This window comes from Lunatimonas lonarensis, from assembly GCF_000390185.1.
Lineage (GTDB): Bacteria > Bacteroidota > Bacteroidia > Cytophagales > Cyclobacteriaceae > Lunatimonas > Lunatimonas lonarensis.
This window is the reverse complement of sequence record NZ_AQHR01000025.1, coordinates 1-18,418: the sequence shown is the minus strand read 5'-3', so window position 1 is coordinate 18,418 and position 18,418 is coordinate 1. Positions and strand designations below refer to the sequence as shown.

The following is an 18,418-nucleotide window of genomic DNA, read 5'->3' as shown; positions in this document are numbered from 1 at the left end:
GATTCCATGGGGATAAGTTTATTTTTTGGTCGGTTGTCGCTGTTGCTCAAATACAAAAACGCCCTTCTTGTTTGCCACTATTATGTCTATTAGCCCATCACCGGTAATATCCTCGGTAATGACGTGCACGCCCACTCCTGAATCATCGTCTACCGGATGGCCTATCCAGTTAGGCGTTTCTCCCGGTTCGAATTCATACCAATACACGAAGGGAGTGTCGAATTCTCCCGGATCAGCACCCATGTGGGCAAAATACCTTTTGCCGGTTACCAGATCGGGATTCCCATCGTTGTTGATGTCTACGAGTTCCAACGCGTGCGTCTGGGTGAATGCGTCATCAATATCATGGGTTTTCCAGGTTATATTGCCCTGACTGTCCCTGATTTGCTCGTGCCACCACATGCCCAATTGGTGGGCAGAAGTGGAGATAACATCCTGTAAACCATTTCCGTTCACATCAAACGCATACATCTGGGCACTGGCTTCTCCCAACGCAGCTGGATGAAAGGCCCACGGCCCTGTGGTAGGGTCGGCGGGTGCTTCCCACCAGCCTTCCTTGATGATGATGTCCGGGCGGCCGTCCAAATTCATGTCGCCCACACCCAAGCCGTGTGCAAATTGAGCTGTTCCAGGGCTGTTGGGTTCGCTGATCACAAATTTTTGCCAGGTAAGATCTTCCGAAGAAGTGGGTGCTTTGAACCACACCATTTCACCTGTCTCGGGAATACTTCCGACCAATTCTTTTCGACCATCTCCGTCGATATCATAGAATCCAGCAGATTCGTTGCCCAAACTCTCTGTGATCAGATGGGTCTTCCAATGGCCCGGGTTATTTTGGGGATTTTCGAACCACTGAACCTCTCTTCCCGGGAAGCCGATGCGAACGAAGTCTATCCAGCCATCGTGATTGACATCCATTCCGTAGCTGATAAAGGCATCGCTGTACCCTTTGTCGTAGTAGAATGTTTTCACGGGAGCTAATTCATGAACGGTCCAGTGGGGAGCTTCAAACCAATAAGGGCCTGCCATCACGTCAATAAGGCCATCCTTGTTTACATCACCAACCGCTACCCCTTCTGCAATAAAATCGGTAAGAAGAACGTGTTTCTTAAAACTAACTTGGTCACCGGGTACTGCTTGCGGACCTTTGTCCGAACACGCAGCCAAAACGCTGACAAATATAAGCAACGCAGCGAAAGGAATACTTTTTTGGAGCTTTATTTTTGGGTTTTGTGCATTCATGTTTTTGGGAGGCTTTATTTTACGCTTAATAGATAACCCATTAAGCTGTTGAATTTATCCTGGTCAAGGGTCTCGCTGAAGGTGTCTGGCATTAGCGTCATGGTGGACGCAGTCTGCTCGCTGATTTCATTTTTTGGTATGCTGAATTCCTTCCCGCTTTGGTCGGCCAGGACGATTACCTGTCCCTCTTCCCGTCTAAACAGGCCTGATTTTACTTCTCCATTGTTTAGACGGATGTTGTACGTGCGGAAGTTTTCCGAAATATTCCGGTTTGGATCGATGATTTTGGTGGCCAACGCCTGAATTCCCCAGTTGCCCACACCGTCCAGCTGGGGGCCGATCATCCCTCCTTCGTTGTTCACCTGGTGGCAGAGTGCGCAGTTTTCAGTGAACAGTTGTTTGCCGGAGGCAAGCGCGTCTTCATTGACCGTATAGCCTTGGATTCGTTGGCTTATCAGACGTTCCCTTTCCTCACTGATAGGCATCAGATTGGCGGTCAGAGATTCAAAGGACTGCCGTTGCAGGGTGTTTGCGTGGTTTCGAAACGACTCTTCTACATTTCGGGTCTTCAGGACCCGTGCGGGGGCGTACCCTTTGCGGATTCGCTCGATCAAAATCGAAATCCCCGGTTCGGAGCGGGCGAGCTGGGCAGCGATGGAAGTCTGTAATTCCATAGGCGCATCTTTGAGACCGTCCGCCAAAATCGCGCGCGCCTGCGGGGTAGCAGATTGACCGATTGTGTTCGCCATTCGTTGCCTAAAGGAGGTTTTTTGGTCGGAATCGTTCATTTGCACCGACAAGAAATCCATATGCGCAGTTGGTGAAATGCGGATCAAGGCTAGGGCAGCCTCTCCGCGTAGAGCCTCGGGCACTGGTTCGCTTTGTACCAGTTGCTTCAATGGACCGGTGTGGCCGGTAAAACGGTACCTACCTGCCGTACTAGCTGCAAACTGATATTTTTCTTCCATGTCTGCCGACCATCGGCCAAGGTCGGATTCCAGTCCGGAAAGGGTTTGCCCGCCGATATCCTGAATCCACGATACCAACCGGGCAGGTGTTTCCATTCCCCGTTGCTGAATCCCATCCTGTAGCGCCAACGCCCACTTAAAGGAGGCAAGGTTGCTTTCCCCGGACTTTTCAATTGCCAGCTCCACTACAACAGGCAATTGACCGGGCGGAACGGATCTGGCGGCACTGCGTATGTAGCCAATCCATCGATCTTCCGGTACCTTGCGTTCCCTGAGGTAATCCAGCAGGTATTGGCCGGCCTCGGGGCTGTCGGTGTCGGAGACTACCAGCGCGATCAGTGCGGCCTGTTCTTCTGTCCACATTTCCTCCGCTGCAAGACGTATCAGGGAAGGATCCCCCAAATGGGTAAACAGGGCCATTTTAAGGGTATATACCAAATGGGTGTCCTCGGCTGGAGCCAGCTGATGGGCCTCTACCAGTGCCTTGTAAAACGCGGCATGCGGATGCCGGTTGATTGCCTCTGCGGCCGCTCTACGAACATGGGGGTTTTCGTCGCCTAATCCCGCCAAAGCCCATCCACGATGCACCTCGTCCCATTCGGGCAAATTGGCGAAGACACGGAAAGCATGCACCCGTACCATGGGGTCTGCGTGTCCAAGGCCAGATTTCAACTCCTCAGGTGCCAAACTTTGTAGCCGGTGCAAAGCCCAAAGTGTCTGGATGCGCTGATGAGGGCTGGTAGGATCCGCTTGTAGCAATTTTTTGAGTTCAGATGTGGCCCCTTTTCCCTTATAGTCCACCAGTGCATCGGTGGAGGCCAGTCGTGTAGCTAGGATGGGGCTGCCCATTTCTTTAAGCAACTCGCTCATGGAAGCCTTGGACCAGTCCCGTATTTCTCGCTGCTTTCCTTTGTAAGTGATCTTCCAGATCCTGCCGCTTTTCCGATCCCGGTCAGGATGGTCTAGGGGTACTTCGTAATGACCTATAATGGGGTTGTAAAAATCCGCGACGTACATGGCTCCGTCCGGCCCGATTTTGATGTCCACGGGTCTGAACCAGGGATCCTTGCTGACCAAGAAATCCCGTTTTCGGGTAGCTTTCGGCGTGGATCCGCTAAACGCCATCACGCTGCGACTGATGCGGCAGGTGACCACGTCACCGGAGTAGAAGCTATGCTGGTATTCTTCTGGAAACTGATTGTCGGTATAGTACACCAAGCCGGATAGGGCGGTGGAGTTAAGTCCATAATCCATCATGGTGGGGGCAAAACCCATGTTGGGATCTTTTTTGCCCCATTGGGTATAATTGCCACCCCAGATAAGCTGATAGATGGGGAGGGTATGGCAGTCTGCTGAATAGTGATAGCCCCACTCGTCCAGGTCCGAGCCAAAAGGGTTGATTCTACCATCGGTGGTTTTTTCCACCCGGCTGCCATCCATGCGGAACCGAAAGGTGTTGCCGGAAGTCATGGTGATGGAATCTCCGTCTGATCCCGAAACGGTGGAAATGTTGGAAAACCCATGAGAGGCGTGGATCCAGCCATCCAATCCACGGAACAGGTTGTTGACCATGCCATGGGTATCCCTGTGTTCAAAATCGGCAATCAACACCTCCCGGGCTTCGGATTTGCCGTCGCCATCACGGTCGTAAAACCGGTATACGTGGGGAATGCTATAGCCAATGGCCCCGTCCTTTACGGGGATGATGCCGATAGGGATATTCAGGTCCTCGGCAAAATGGGTGATTATATCGGCTTTACCGTCCCCGTTGCTGTCTTCTAAAATGCTGATCCGGTCCTTTCCTTCTCCAGGACCTGCTTTAATGGGGTATTCGCCCGACTGGGTAACCCAGAGCCTGCCTCTGTCATCAAAAGCGATATTGATGGGCTTGCTGATATCCGGCTCGGAGGCGAAAAGCGTCACTTCAAAACCGGGAGGGAGGGTAAAATCCGCCATTTCCTTCTGGGGTGTTTGAAATCCGGTAGTTCGTACGTGCTCGGCATAGATGGGATCCGGCTCCTCTTCCACATAGGTGGTGTCGTAATCGGAATCAGTAGTAGCTTGGCAGGCAAAAGCCAAAGCCAGCAAATAGGCCGACCACGGCTTGGGGTTAATTGGGCTGGGGTGGTTCATGGACTGTATAGCAGCAATTTAGGGGCTTGTAAGATCTTAAACATACCGCTAATTCGCCAATTATGCAATAGGTCGCCTTTTACTTTGACTACCGGAGCATGAATTGGACCTAAGGATTCCCCATACGCCTATTGGAAATCCTTAGGTGTTTATAGCCAGAGGAGCAGGGTATCCTGCGGAGCCTAGGGAAGGAAATCGATCAGTCTGCTACCTGTATGCGGTAGAGTGCGCCGTCCCCTTCATCGGTCACCAAATACATCGATCCATCTGGACTTTGGCGAACATCCCGGATTCTTCCGATCTTTTCCGTCAACAAGGCTTCCTGATGTACTACCTGTTCATTCTTTATTTCCAGTCGGTACAAAGTCTCTTTCAACAGGGAGCCTGCAAAGAGATCCCCGTCCCATGCATCGATCGTCTTTCCGGTATAAAAGGCCAGTCCAGAAGGTGCCATACTTTCTTCCCATACCCACTTTGGTTCCGTAACGCCGGGGGCCTCCTGCCCAAGACCAATTTTTTCATCGGTATCGTATTCTGTTCCGAAGGCTACTTGTGGCCATCCGTAGTTGTTGCCTTTTTCGATCAAATGAAGCAGATCCCCGCCGTTTGGTCCATGTTCTGTGGCCCAGAGGTTTCCGGTTTCTGGGTCGATTGCCAAGCCTTGGTTGTTGCGGTGGCCGTAGCTGTATATCTCGGGTCGCAGGTTACCGGGAGCGACGCCGATAAAGGGGTTGTCATCCGCTACCCCGCCGTCTTCCTTCAATCGGATTACCGATCCAGCCGGGTCGGTAAGGTCCTGCGAGTTCCAACGAAGACCCCTGTCTCCAATCGTGAACCAGACGGTGCCATCGCCGGGAAAGACAATGCGGGATCCGTAATGCCTGCCGGGATTGGTCCGCGGCACCTGTGCGTAGAGGGTTTCCAAGTCGGTGAGCTTTCCTTCTTCAGTGTCTATTCTGGCTCTGGCCAATGCGGTGCCGGTCCCATGACCATGATCACCTGTGACCGAGTCGTCATCGCCTGGGCTGGAGTAGGTAAAGTAGATCCAACCGTTTGTTTCATAATCCGGATGGACGGCTACATCCAATAGACCACCTTGGTTTCCGCCGTCAGGTGCCGAAAGTTGATCTTCATCCGTGTCGATTTTTGGAAGACCGGTTAGTTGGGTAATCTTTTCCCCGCTGACTAGGTACAGCTTACCGGGCCTTTCGGTAACCAGAAGATTGCCATCTGGCAAAAACCCTACCGCCCAGGGGTGGTTCAGTCCTTTTACTACTTTGGTGATTTTAATGGTAGCTTTTTCGGTTTCCATCTGGCTATCAATGGTTTTATTTACCATTTGTACCTGCGCGAGCCCTTCTTGGGAAGGATGCAGGAATCCCCAAAAGAAGGCCGCCGCTACGATGAGTATTGTTTTGAAATGGGTGTATATCATGGCTCGTCTGGTTTGTTGGTTTGAAATTCCCTAGCTAAAATTCAAACGCTGTTCCAAACCTCACCAACATCAAAAAGCCGTTGCCTATCCTGTATTTACCAGGGTAGACAACGGCGATTTTAGCAGTTGATGATTCAAAAAAAGTTCTATCTCAAACTTCGTTTTTACTACTTGACTAGAAGTCGGTACTTGGCCCAGAAAGGTTTAGCGGCTGAATCCAAATATTTCGATAAAGCACATCGTGGCCCTCAGCCTGTAGCTTGATGCCTCCCGGACGATCGGTGATTCCCTTTCCCGCATCGTTCCCTCCGTCCATGCCCGAATTGGGGCCGCCCCAAACCTGCTGTATGGCCTGGTCTTCGTGGATTTTGATGCCATTGAAATAAATGGTGGTGCGTGCCTTTTCGGTTAGCTTGCCGCTGTCATCAAACCGGGCAGCTCGAAACTGCATGTCGTAGGCATTCCATTTCCCTACGCCGTTGTAGGCCCGGTAGGGCGCGGCGTGTTCATTGATGATGGCGGCCATGCCGTGGTCGGTGCTGTCGCCGTCCAAGATTTGGATTTCATAGCGATTCTGTAGGTACACGCCGCTGTTGCCTCCCGGATTGGCGATCAGAAACTCTACATGCAGGCGAAAATCCCGGAATTCCTCCTTGGTCACGATGTCTGCAGCCCCATATTTTCCTCCGGCTGCTGCGGGATCATTTGAGCTCACAGCGGTTCCTTTGTCCACAGGATCTTTTACAATCGCCCACTTGATGGGTGGCTCTGCGGCCAAACGGGGGCCCTCCCAGTATTGCCAATTCCCATGTAGGGATTTTTTGGATCCGTCAAATAGCTGTTTGGCCCCTTTTGGAGCCTTGGCTCCTACACCAATTTGGGCATGTGATATCCCTTGTATCAATAGGAGCAGTACGATAACGGATAGGTATCTGATCAATTCCCTGCGGTTTTTCATGGTCATAAATGTGGGTAGGTTATTGGTGTACATCCCGCAAGAGGTCATTGATGGTCTTTACGGGGTTAAATGTAATCAAAGGTACCTCGACAAAGATGGAGTTCCAATGGGCCATGGAGCCATTCCAAAGTCCGGGTAGCTCCTGGGCTTTCAATTCCCGCCCGCTTTTGGATTTCTCGGTGATAAATCCCGTTTTCGGATCTCTGAATTCCAATAGGTTGAACTTGTGGCCTTTGTAGTCTTTTACGCCACAAACCAGGTCGGTGGGGTTGAAATGGGAGGACTGCTGAAACAAGGCTTTTTGTGTGGGATTGTTCAGGTCCAACTGGGCGGTTTCGCCGATCTGCAGCGAAAGGGACCCGTCTGCTTCCCTGACCCAGAACGGGCCACCTCCGGGTTCACCGGTGTTTTCCACCATGCCGCAAACACGGATGGGTCGGTTGAGTTTGGAGCGAAGAAAATCCGCTTTTTCGGATAGCGTCATGGACTCAAAAGCGGAGGGCAATTTGGAACCCAGTTTGCCGGTATAAACGGATTTTGCCTGGTCAACCGAGCTTTCTGTTATCTCCTTGTCCAGCGCTTCCAATGCTGCAAATACGGCCTCCTGGGCATCCAGAAGTATGCCCCCAATCGCTTTTTTATAGGTATTGGTGGGATCTTTGATGCGGTCGGGAACCACGTTGTCGATGTTTTTGATGAAAATTAGGTCCGCATCGATGTCGTTTAGGTTTTCAAGCAGGGCCCCATGTCCCGCCGGGCGGAACAGGATCTCTCCATCTTCCTCCACAAACGGGGCATTGGCTATGTCTACCGCGATGGTGTCAGTGGATTTTTTTTGTTGGGAAAAGCTGATGTCAAACTTAGCGTTGAAAGTTGCTTCCATCTGGGGCTTGATAGCGGCTACATGGGCCTCAAACTTCTCTTGGTGTTCGGGAGAAACGGTGAAATGCAGCCGTATGGTATTTCCCTCGCCCAGTGCGTAGGCCGCACCCTCTACGAAATGCTCCTGTACCGGCGTGCGGCTGCCGTCGGGGTACCGGTGAAATTTGAGCAATCCCTTGGGCAGGGACCCATAATCCAATCCGTCCGGGTTTAGTAGACGGGCAACGATCAATGGATAGTTCTTTTGTTCCAAGGCAGCGGCAATGCTATCTCCGGTTTGCTGAAGGCTGCTTTCAAGGTCTTCAAAAAAGGCAAAATCCGCCAGCTTTTCAATAAACTTGCCCGTAAACGCATCTTTGGAAAGATCGCTTCCATTTTTTTCCAAAAAGGAGAACAGGTCCTTGAACATGCGGCTTGCAGCCCCACTAGCCGGGACGAATTTCACGATTTTTTTCTCCGGGGATTTAGCGTCATAGGTTTCCAGGCAATTTTTGAGAGAGGCTTCGTCCAAAAGCTGTATACCATCACCGATGGCGGCAGCGGCGTGGATTTCCAACGGGGGAAAGCCTTCTATGAAATTTCGGATTTGTTCTTCTACCAGCGTCAGGTCCATGCCTTGGCGGGTGATTTGGTCTTTCTGTTCTGTGGTAAGCATATCGAATAAAAATGGTTAGTTTTCCTTAGGTTTTTAAACCATCCAATATAGCAAATCGCCCCCTTTCCCACCTAAGAAATCCCGGAAAATCCTGCAATTACTTCCGTTTCGCAGGCCAAATGGTGGACGGGGAGAATCAAATCTGTTCATTTTTGGGAAAGGGCGGGGTATTTTCCGTGCAATCCGGCGTATTACCCCAGAAAACCATTGTAGCTATGTGGGTGAAGTTTTTGAAAATACTGGCTTGGATTGTAGGTGTTTTGGCCCTGTTGGCCTACGGCCTATTTCTGTATCCTTTTTGGGGAGTTCCGTTTAACAAGCAGCGGCATGGGAATCCGCCCCTGACCCCCGCGTGGGCCTTGGAATGCTGGCTTTGGGAGGATGATGTGAATACGGCCGTTTATGTAGATGAGCTGTTGGAGGGATATAGGGCCCATGATATTCCGGTGCGAACGGTGATACTGGACAGTCCATGGAGTTTTCGATACAACGATTTTGAAATTGATACCGTCTTGTATCCCGATCCTGACCGGTGGTTTGCCAAGTTGAAAGAAGACGGCTACCGCATCGTGCTTTGGATGACCACCATGGTAAACAGCTACAACAAAGGACTGCGTGAGCCGGATTCGGAGCTGTGGTACCGGGATATCAAATCAAAGGGCTATCTAGCTGGAGGGAAAGAGAATAAATGGTGGAAGGGTAGGGGCGGATTCATCGATTATACCAACCCGCAGGCCATGGAGTGGTGGCGGGGTCTTCAGCAGCGGGTTTTTGACCTCGGCATAGACGGGTGGAAGCTTGACGGTACAGCGACCCTGTTTTCGACGGATTTTTTTGGCATTCCGATTTTCTATAAGCGTACAGCGGCCGGCTGGATGAGTGCCCGTACCTATATGGATCATTATTACCGGGACGAGTACGCCCACGGGCTGAGCCAGAATCCGGAGTTCGTCACCTTGTCCCGGGCCATTGACCGCTGGTACCATCCCGAGGGCTTTGCGCCCATAGATGCTTCGCCTGTCAACTGGGTAGGCGATCAGGTACATCAGTGGAAATCCCGGGAAATGTTGGAGGATCCCGATCAGGGCAAGGTAGACATCGCCTTGAAGGGAATTCAGGGATTTGAATCTGCCATTGAAAGTATTCTAAAAAGTGCGGATTTGGGCTACAATGTGATCGGTAGCGATATTGCCGGTTTTTCGGGAAGTGTTATCCCTCCCAGGCTGTACATGCGGTGGACGCAGTTTTCGACCTTTTGTGGGCTGTTCATGAACGGAGGCCATGGAGAGCGGGCGCTTTGGAAGCGCACCCAAGAAGAACTGGAGGTGATCCGCAAGTTTTCTTGGCTGCATACCGAGTTGGTGCCTTATATGTACCATTATGTGGTCACCGGTCATCAGGGAGGTACCCGCTTGCAGCGTCGTATGCCCGGTACCTACCACTACCTTTTTGGGGATTACCTGTTGGTAGCCCCTGTTTATGAGGACCGTACGGACCTGGAAGTGACTTTGCCGGAGGGCACCTGGTATTATTGGCTGGACGACCGGGAGGAATTTCAGGGGCCCAGGCAGATTTCAAAAGACTTTCCCATGGACGAGTACCCGGTTTTTGTGAAGGCGGGAGCGATCATTCCCATGCAGATCAGCCGTGGGTATACCGGCTTTGGCAACGATGGGGACGAGGGACTGCTTACGCTACTGCTGTATCCCGATGGGGAAGAATCCAGCTTTACCATTTACCGGGAAAACGATGCTCCGACCGATGTGCGTATGAAGCTGTCCGGAAATCGCCTCCGCATCGGTATTACAGGGAAGCAGGTTCCCCATGTATTGCGTATCCGGTCTGCCGCCGCACCTCGGGAAGTGGTGGCCAATGGCGTACCCCTGGTGGCACAGGAGGGGTATTTCTTTCATCCGGCAAAAGGCCAACTGGAAATCCGATCAGCGTCGGGGACCCTAGGGGAATTGGAGGTGGTTTACTGATTGATAGTACGAACCTGCCTTTCCTATGCCGGAGGAAGCTCCGGTTATCCAAACTACCTCTTCTTTGCCATCAGCTAGGTAACAAGGGTCGAGCTCGATTGCGTTTGGTTTTCCATTAGTCTTTCCTGGTAGTCCAATACCGCTTTTTTGAGTAAGAAATACTTCCTAGATAAGAGATACGCATAATTGTCCAGTGCGGTAAATAGCAACGCTATATTTTCCTCCTTGTAAATGGTCACACCAAAGTAATCCCAGGATGCCGACGTGTATTTTTCAAGATTCTCTCTTATCTCAGGGGTAATCTCGGATGTTAGCATATTGTCAACCAATAGCTTATTAATCTCATTCTTTAAGGTTTCTTCAATAGGTTTTATTCTTTTGAAGTTTGAATTTATCTGTTCAGTGGGTGTCGTAACATTTATAAACTGTAATTCATTTTGCAAGGTGATAAAGATGCTGATTTTTGCCTCAAATTCCCCATCAAAGTCAAAAAATTCGGTGTATAACTTTTTCAGTTCATTTGAACTATTTTGTTTATTTTCCATTCTTTGAAAGAATTGGTAAATGTTTATATCGTTTCCTTTAATTTTCTCATTGATGTTTTCAAGCTCTATACTTAGCTGTTTAATCAGGTTTTTTGCTTCTTTTCTCCTGTATTTAATTCCATCGTAATCAAATGTCTTAATGGAAATAGAGTTGTTTGCTATGTTCTCAAGGGTTTCCGTGTCATTCTGTAGTGCGATCGAAGTATAAACCAAGTCAATTTTATCATCGGAAAATAATTCAGAAATATTCAGTTCGTCAGTATAGGATTGGCTTGGAGTCAATTCAACATGCACCGGATTTTTATTGTCATAATAACCGTTGTACATCTTGGAAAATGAATTCTTTAGCGTTTCTTGCCTGTATTCTTCCATGAATTTCTCGGAAGTGATCGGATAGGCTTCCCCCTGATAGGTTGCGGTTTCAAATAGTACGTTGGTAAATTGTTTTTGGATCCGAATTATATCTGAAAAAACACTGTTCGCGAGGCTGTCTGTATGGGTTTCCTTTCTATATCCTGTTTGTTCTAATCTCTTAATCCTTTCCGCTATGGAAGGGTGTGAGGCCCACTGGTCTTTAATAACCAGCTTAGATTTGTCGAATCTGATTTGTTCTTCAAGAGATATATCCGGGAGATTATCCGTTATTTTTAGATTGTTCACTTCTGAAAGGAATTGGACAAGCGCCGATTGGTCATCGTACAAATTTTCACTTTTGATATTTTCGGAAATTTTACGATTATAGAAGTTCAGCACGTTATCGAATGAACTGTCGGCAAGGTTCATTCTAAGTAATGAGCGCTTTAACGGTAGATAGCCTGTTACGCTGGCAGCTATTTCATCCGCATGAAATTCCATCTCCCTTGACAGTCCCAAGTAGTTTTTGTTGACCAGCTCATACAATTTTCTTAAAACCCACTGGATTCCCATGATTATTTTTACGGCGATGGAAACAAACAGCGAGAAATAGCCGCTTACCTCTGCCCATTTTTGAATAATTTTTTCGTATGCGTCATTGTCAAAAAGCATGTTGTAAATCACTTGGTTTACGTTATATACATAACTTCCCACCTTCATCGTTCTTTGCGAGAAGTGACCAAATTCATGGGCTAATATTGATTTTAGTTCTTCCTTTGTTACGGTGTTAACCAACCCCAATCCTATTTGTAAGTTCTTTTTTACGGGTAAAAACATACTCCAGAAGCTTGAGTCATAGAATACAGATGCATTTACGTCAGAAGATAAATACACCTTTTTGGGGAAACCAGTCCCAACCTCAACAACAATTTCATGAATCATGGCAAATAACCTGGGTTCCTTATCTTGAGTTATTTCCATTAAATCAGAGCGATCCGTTTTGCTGTTTTGGAAAACAAACTTCAGCAAAAAAATCAGGATCAGAATCCCCAAACTGGCTAAACCAATTCCGAGTGCAATCGTGAATAACATTGGTTTTAAAGCAATCAATAAAACGCCGCCTGTGATGCATAGCGCGGTCAGGCCGATTGTTACTAATAGAATTAACAAGTAGGTGACTACGAAAAATGCAATTGAAATAATAGCTTTTGTTGCCTGTTTTTTAAACTCCTTAGAGAGCTGAATTTCCTTCTTTTTCATTTTAAAGCATAGTTTTTAAAAGTTACAAAATACGTTGCTTGCAATGGGGGATTTTGAGGCATCTTGGCCTGAGGGGAGCAAGGAAGCATAAAAATCCGATCGGAGATCTGAACCCCCATTTACAAGCCGCTCTTGTCATTGAGCCGAAAACCGGTGGGAAAAAAGCATCGCCAGACTTGTGGGTTCGGAATCCACGCCAATGTACTCATTTTTTTGTTCAGGAAAATACCTTTGCCGATGTAGGTTTTTTTAATGTGTACATGAATTGCTTTTCAGCGGTCACATTGAATCTCGCATTTTTTAAGATCATCTTTGCATGGATCATAATTCACAACCGGGGACAGGATCGATTATGGCATTGGAAAACTGTTGACAAAGGAATTAGGGTAGGACTCGAATCAGAAAAAGATGTCGGCGTACGGAAAACCAAGAGAAACCATGACAAGATGGAACACGGCAATGTGGTGTGCTTTTATATGGAGGTGTTGAAGAAGGCTGGATAACTGGCAAAACTCTACCTGATCATTGGTGGCTAAAAGCTGATCGAATCGTGGAATCTGAAATGGCCAAGTTGAAAAAAAGCTGAGGGGTTTCTATAATCTGCTAATTTATCTCAACTGTTTACCGGCTTATGGATAGAAATGGAAATCCTTTTTTCGGACGGTAGCCGGGAGGAAAAAGATTGGAATGGAAACGAAGTGGCACCATTTGATCGAAAACGCTGGCATGGTCCGACCGAAATATCCAAGAGGAAGCCCCGTATTCAACTAAAGCATTTATTCTTAACTTTTTTAAAGACTGTGGTGTGAGGATGAAGTTCCAATTTAAAAGAAATCAGAAATCAAATCGGGCCCAATCAACTCAATAAAAACTAAGGCATCCGTAACAGCAATCCTCATCAGATGATCCTATTTTCCTTCCTAAACTCCGCCAATTTCTGATTTTTCAAGGCAGCTGCCTTACTGATGCTGATAAACTCTTCTGCCAAGGCTCTGAACAAAAGCTGGGAAAATCGATTGGAATGCTCCATTCCTTCATAATCCACCGGTTCAGTTACCCGAAATCCCAGCTGATTGAAAACTATGTAGAATTGCTTGAGGTAATTTTCAGAGATCAGCCCGAGATTTTTAGCCCGATAAACTAATGCCTGCATGGAAATCCCATATTGCTGCTTGATGGCTCCCAATTCAATCATGGACAATTTGCTTCTTTTTCCTCCCAGTTCTTCTCTTAAGGTTTCTTTGGGGATCAACATAGCGGATGCAAAAGCACGGCAGAATTTTTCCTTTTGCTTCTCTTCGTATCCATTTACATCAAGAAGCAAATGTCCCAATTCATGTAAGGCAGTGAAACGCTTCCGATCAAGTTTATGCACAAACTTGGCTTTATTGAGTACGATTAAAGGAATGTCTTTCCCATTCACCCAAGTAGCGAAACCATCAAATGACTCCTCAGATTCAATTTCAATCACCTTGACATGATGATCTTCTAAAAGTTCGATTACATTGGAAATGGCATCAGTTCCCAAGCCCCAAGCCTTTCTTAAGGTTTCAGCCGCTTTTTCAATATCCTCTAGAGAATTAATAGTCATTCCATCAAGCGGATTGTGGAACTTGGTTTCAATACCCAATATTTCCTCTAACTCAATGTAGCGGCTCAATTCATTTTTGGCTATTTCTACAATCCTGTTCTTTTCTTTGACTGGGTAAGAATCCAGTTTTCTAAATTCTATTTCCCCAAATTTTATGATAGTATCGGTATGAAAATAGTCCGGTCTGACATGCAGGGCTTCTGCCAAGATGCCTATCATTTCTGAGTCAGGAACTACCTGCCCCTGCTCATACTTACTAAGTGCTTGTTTGGTGATACGGTTCTCTATCCGGTCTGCCAGACCTTGCAAAGATAAGCCATTCATCAAACGGGCTGATTTGAGACGGGAAGCGAGGTGTTTCATTGATTATTAGATGTTTGAACTTATGTAAAAATAAGTATTTTGGTTGACAAAATATATAATTTTATATAATTTGTCAACAAGTTTTCGGGCTAGACAAAAAGAAAGTAAGATATTTCATGGCTTGTTGAGGCATATTGTATTATTTTACGTTTACATCTAAGAGTATGGATTTTTAGTGATTTAAACAATGGCAGCTGCAGAACAAATAAAGACATTGATCAAATCATTTGGAGAAGGGGATGAATCCCGCTTCTACGCTACTGCTATGCAAATTGCTGCTTCTGAAGCTAGAAAAGGGCATGTTGCACTGGCTGAGGAATTAAAAAAATTGATTGATAAGAGTAAATCTTCCAAAGCTGTTGTCAAAAGATTACCTGTCAATGCAGCTCAAAAAGAACTGAATGACCTACTGGAATTGGTCAGTCCGGACACTAGATTGAAAGACATGGTGCTTTCCAAGGATATTCAGGAGACCTTGGCTAAAGTCATTCATGAACAAAGGCATTTGGATAAGTTATTAAGCCATAACCTGCAACCTCGAAGGAAATTGCTTCTTGTAGGTCCTCCCGGTTCTGGAAAAACCATGACTGCCCATGCATTGGCTGGAGAATTAGGGCTTCCCTTATTTGTCATTCGTTTGGATGGCCTGATTAGCAGATACCTTGGTGAATCTATAGCGAAGCTAAGATTGATTTTTGATGCTATGATGGACTTTAGGGCTGTTTATTTGTTTGATGAATTTGACAGCATTGGTAGCACCAGAACTCAGATTCAAGATGTGGGAGAAATAAAAAGGGTATTAAACAGTTTCTTGCTGCAGATAGAGAAAGATAAGTCCAATAGTTTGATTATTGCAGCTACCAATTTACCGGAAAGCTTGGATACCGCCCTTTTCCGAAGATTTGATGATATCATCCTTTACACAAACCCTTCGGAGGCACAAATCAAACAAATTTTCTCCGCTAGGTTAGCAGAGATAGGAGTCCTAAAAGAGATGGACCTAGATCAGCTGTCCAAAAAATCTATGGGGTTGAGCTATGCCGAAGTGCATAAAATATGCGAAGATATCTGGAAAGATTATTTGCTCTATGGAGAAATTCAGGTAACCGAAGAAAAAATAATTCAGTATATAATGGCTAGAAAGAGAACCTACTAATCAAAACACATGGATGGATTTTTTAAGCATATATTTTTAGAGAATAAAGCCAGATCCATAAGCTTCACACCATTAGGAAGGGTTAGGTTTGAAACAAACAAAAACATCGATCAAACCAAACACGGGAATAAACTAAAGAATGAATTTGAAGAAGCTTTTTTAGATTTTTGGCAAGGTGAACCAGGTGATTTCGTGTATGTGGAGCTTGAAACTTTTCCCGGTTTTGAACTCGATATCAAAAAATTTGAAAAAAAAGCAGGAGATATCAGAATTGCTTCTTTAAAACAGGTAATCGAGAAGGATGGTCAGGAAAAAACAATCAGCTCGATCTATCTTTCCAAGAAGGGAGTTAAAGATTTTCTCGAAAAAATTAATGATTACTCTCAAGTAGAAAGAAATTATGATTCAGGAAATCCTAAAAACGCAAGCCTTTTATCCAACCTTGAATCCATACATCAAGCTACTTTAAAGTCCTTTTGGCAGGAACCTGAAATCCCTTTCCCTGATCATGAACAGGAAGTATGGTGGGAAGTTTGGTTAGATATAACGACCACATCAGCGGAGGCTGTCCATTCGGAGATCACAGAGCGATTACAAGCATTCGGTGTACAGGTATCCTCTCGATTTTTGGTTTTTCCAGAACACTTGGTGATCCTAGTAAAAGGAAGTTCCAAACAACTGGCTGAACCACTGCTATATTCTCAATACCTGGATGAATTAAGAAAACCAGTGGAGCTATCCGATGTCTTTACTTCCATGGATATTCCTGAACAAAAGGACTGGATCGCCAACTTGGCTCAGCAATTAGAAATTCAGGAAAATCCAAACTTGTCAGTATGCCTTTTGGATTCTGGCATCGATGAAAGCCATCCCTTACTGGCACATTTGTCATCAATTATCCATGTGGATACGGTTGACCCTTCATGGGGGACTAATGATTCTTGGCGTTTCCCCGGTCACGGAACTGCTATGTCCGGAATCATCTTTTTTTGGGGATTTATCGGAAGCCTTAGTATCTAGGGAAAGCATTAGGATTTTCCACCGATTGGAAAGTATAAAGTTGATTCAGCAATCAAAACCAACAGATCCAGATCAATATGGTGCGGTTACAGAAGAGGCCATTGCCAGAGCGGAGACGAATCCCATCGACCAAAGAGTATTCTGTATGGCAATAACTGCTGATGGAGATACCCACTTTGGCAGACCTAGTGCATGGTCTGCTGCAATAGACAAATCAGCCTTTGGAGAAGAAGATTGGAAACGGTTAGTATTGGTTTCCGCAGGAAATATTCCCAATCATAGATGGCTGGAATATCCTTTATCCAATCAGGATTACAGCATACATGATCCGGCCCAAGCTTTCAATGCCCTGACCATTGGAGCATATACCTTAAAAGACAGAATTGATTTATCCAGATATCCAGGTGTAAGTCTTTTGGCGCAAAGGGGGCAGTTAGCTCCTTCAAGCAGTACAAGCACAACTTGGGAAAAAGAATGGGCATTTAAGCCAGAGGTTGTTTTTGAGGGAGGAAATGCGGCAGAATGGAATGGCGGTCTTTGTGATCCTGATTCCTTGATGCCTTTAAGTATTTCCAAAGGAGGAATGGCAAGTTCTCTATTCTGCACTTTTGGAGAAACGTCCTCAGCCACGGCATTTGCCAGCAAATTTGCTGCAAGCATTTTGGATAATTATCCTAACATTTGGCCTGAAACAGTAAGGGCACTTATGGTCCACGCTGCCCAATGGACAGATCAAATGTTGGGTGACAGGAAAATTGAAGACCTTTCCACAGTTGAAAAAATGCAATTATTGAGGACAGTAGGTTACGGTGTGCCATTTTTGCCAGCTGCCTTGTACAGTTTACAGAACTCCGTTTCCTTAGTTGTTCAAGAAACCATTACACCTTACAAATTTGAAAGCAGTAGGGTTCAGGCCAATGAATGCCATATATTTACCCTTCCATGGCCACAGCAACAATTGTTGGAAATGGGAAATACACTGGTCAGGTTGAATGTAACGCTCTCCTATTTTATAGAACCCAATCCAGGTAATAAGAGGTATGCCAAGGCAAACAATTATGCTTCTTTCGGTCTTCGGTTTAAATTGAAGGATACCAATGAAACTTCCACAACTTTTTTGGCAAGGATCAATAAAGAGGCTAGAAAAGCCTTAGAGGAGGATTATCAGCAAGAAGGAAGTGAAAACTGGGTAATCGGTCAAAAAACACGAGACAAAGGATCCATCCATAGAGATATTTGGATCGGCAATGCAGCTGACTTAGCTACCAAAAACGAACTGGCCATCATTCCAACTGGGGGTTGGTGGAAGACAAGACCCATTCATCAACGCTATAACAAATCCGTCCGATATAGTCTGATTATCAGCATAGAAACAGATTCGGAGGATCTGCTTACTCCGATTTTGAATGAATTGAGGGTGGGGGTTGAAGCTATTTAAAAAAGAAGTGATTAAAACATTTCTTTATGAAGATTTTCAAGATTTTCGGAAATCAATGTTGAACTTAACATTTCACAAATTTCAATAACTTTTTCACTAGGATAAGGATTTACCATAAACGAGGGCTTACTTTTATAATCAAAATTCTTAAAAATAATATTATTGATTTCTGGATATTCCGGAGCATGTTGACCCCTCTTAATCGGAATGATTTTGGGCAGTGAGAGTGACCTGAATGGCCAGAATCGACTGGTTCCGATTCTCGGGATTGACCCCTTAAACAGGATATTCAGGATTATTCCGGAGCATATTGACCCCTTTTGGTCTAATTCCGGAGCATGCTGACCCCTCTAACGAATGGTTTTGGTTTCTTAGCGGACCTTTTATTTAACCGTAAGCAGCCGCCCATCCCCATCTGTTTTTTCGGGTAAATGGT

General features: G+C 46.2%; 11 protein-coding genes. 4 read left to right on the top strand and 7 right to left on the bottom strand.

Annotated features, from left to right (window positions below):
- Positions 1-18: 18 nt before the first annotated feature.
- The 5 genes from ADIS_RS03635 to ADIS_RS03615 all read right to left on the bottom strand — a co-directional run bounded on the left by ADIS_RS03635 (position 19) and on the right by ADIS_RS03615 (position 8,273).
- Entirely contained in the window at positions 19-1,242 is a 1,224-nt protein-coding gene (locus tag ADIS_RS03635; RefSeq protein ID WP_010852972.1) for an FG-GAP repeat domain-containing protein, read from the bottom strand.
- 14 nt (positions 1,243-1,256) lie between these two features.
- Positions 1,257-4,343 carry a PVC-type heme-binding CxxCH protein gene (locus tag ADIS_RS03630; protein WP_010852971.1) on the bottom strand — a complete coding sequence of 1,029 codons (3,087 nt, stop codon included), beginning with the start codon at positions 4,341-4,343 and terminating at the stop codon, positions 1,257-1,259.
- Positions 4,344-4,542: 199 nt separating this feature from the next.
- Positions 4,543-5,778 carry a PQQ-dependent sugar dehydrogenase gene (locus ADIS_RS03625; protein ID WP_010852970.1) on the bottom strand — a complete coding sequence of 412 codons (1,236 nt, stop codon included), beginning with the start codon at positions 5,776-5,778 and terminating at the stop codon, positions 4,543-4,545.
- 175 nt (positions 5,779-5,953) lie between these two features.
- Positions 5,954-6,736, bottom strand: coding sequence for a 3-keto-disaccharide hydrolase (locus tag ADIS_RS03620; RefSeq protein ID WP_035804591.1), 783 nt, complete (start codon positions 6,734-6,736; stop codon positions 5,954-5,956).
- A gap of 19 nt (positions 6,737-6,755) precedes the next feature.
- The gene (locus tag ADIS_RS03615) at positions 6,756-8,273 is read right to left on the bottom strand and encodes a DUF4301 family protein (protein ID WP_010852968.1); all 1,518 of its coding nucleotides are present in this window, start codon (positions 8,271-8,273) and stop codon (positions 6,756-6,758) included.
- Positions 8,274-8,488: 215 nt separating this feature from the next.
- Here ADIS_RS03615 and ADIS_RS03610 point away from each other — a divergent pair, with 215 nt between their 5' ends.
- Positions 8,489-10,255, top strand: coding sequence for a TIM-barrel domain-containing protein (locus ADIS_RS03610; protein WP_035804589.1), 1,767 nt, complete (start codon positions 8,489-8,491; stop codon positions 10,253-10,255).
- A gap of 74 nt (positions 10,256-10,329) precedes the next feature.
- Here the strand turns inward: ADIS_RS03610 and ADIS_RS03605 are convergent, their stop codons facing one another.
- Both ADIS_RS03605 and ADIS_RS03595 read right to left on the bottom strand, forming a co-directional pair.
- The gene (locus ADIS_RS03605) at positions 10,330-12,414 is read right to left on the bottom strand and encodes a M48 family metalloprotease (RefSeq protein WP_010852966.1); all 2,085 of its coding nucleotides are present in this window, start codon (positions 12,412-12,414) and stop codon (positions 10,330-10,332) included.
- An 898-nt stretch (positions 12,415-13,312) separates the two neighbouring features.
- Entirely contained in the window at positions 13,313-14,368 is a 1,056-nt protein-coding gene (locus ADIS_RS03595; protein WP_035804563.1) for a helix-turn-helix domain-containing protein, read from the bottom strand.
- Positions 14,369-14,555: 187 nt separating this feature from the next.
- On the opposite strand from ADIS_RS03595, the gene ADIS_RS03590 reads away from it, so the two are divergent.
- The 3 genes from ADIS_RS03590 to ADIS_RS03580 are packed head-to-tail and all read left to right on the top strand — an operon-like array spanning position 14,556 to position 17,982.
- Complete coding sequence (locus ADIS_RS03590; RefSeq protein ID WP_035804561.1) at positions 14,556-15,524, top strand: AAA family ATPase; 969 nt, start codon at positions 14,556-14,558, stop codon at positions 15,522-15,524.
- Between the two features lie 9 nt (positions 15,525-15,533).
- Positions 15,534-16,544: a S8 family serine peptidase gene (locus tag ADIS_RS23110; protein ID WP_010852959.1), complete on the top strand. Its 1,011-nt coding sequence runs from the start codon at positions 15,534-15,536 to the stop codon at positions 16,542-16,544.
- The gene (locus ADIS_RS03580) at positions 16,426-17,982 is read left to right on the top strand and encodes a S8 family peptidase (RefSeq protein WP_316931191.1); all 1,557 of its coding nucleotides are present in this window, start codon (positions 16,426-16,428) and stop codon (positions 17,980-17,982) included. Before ADIS_RS23110 ends, ADIS_RS03580 begins: the two co-directional genes overlap by 119 nt.
- Positions 17,983-18,418: the final 436 nt, after the last annotated feature.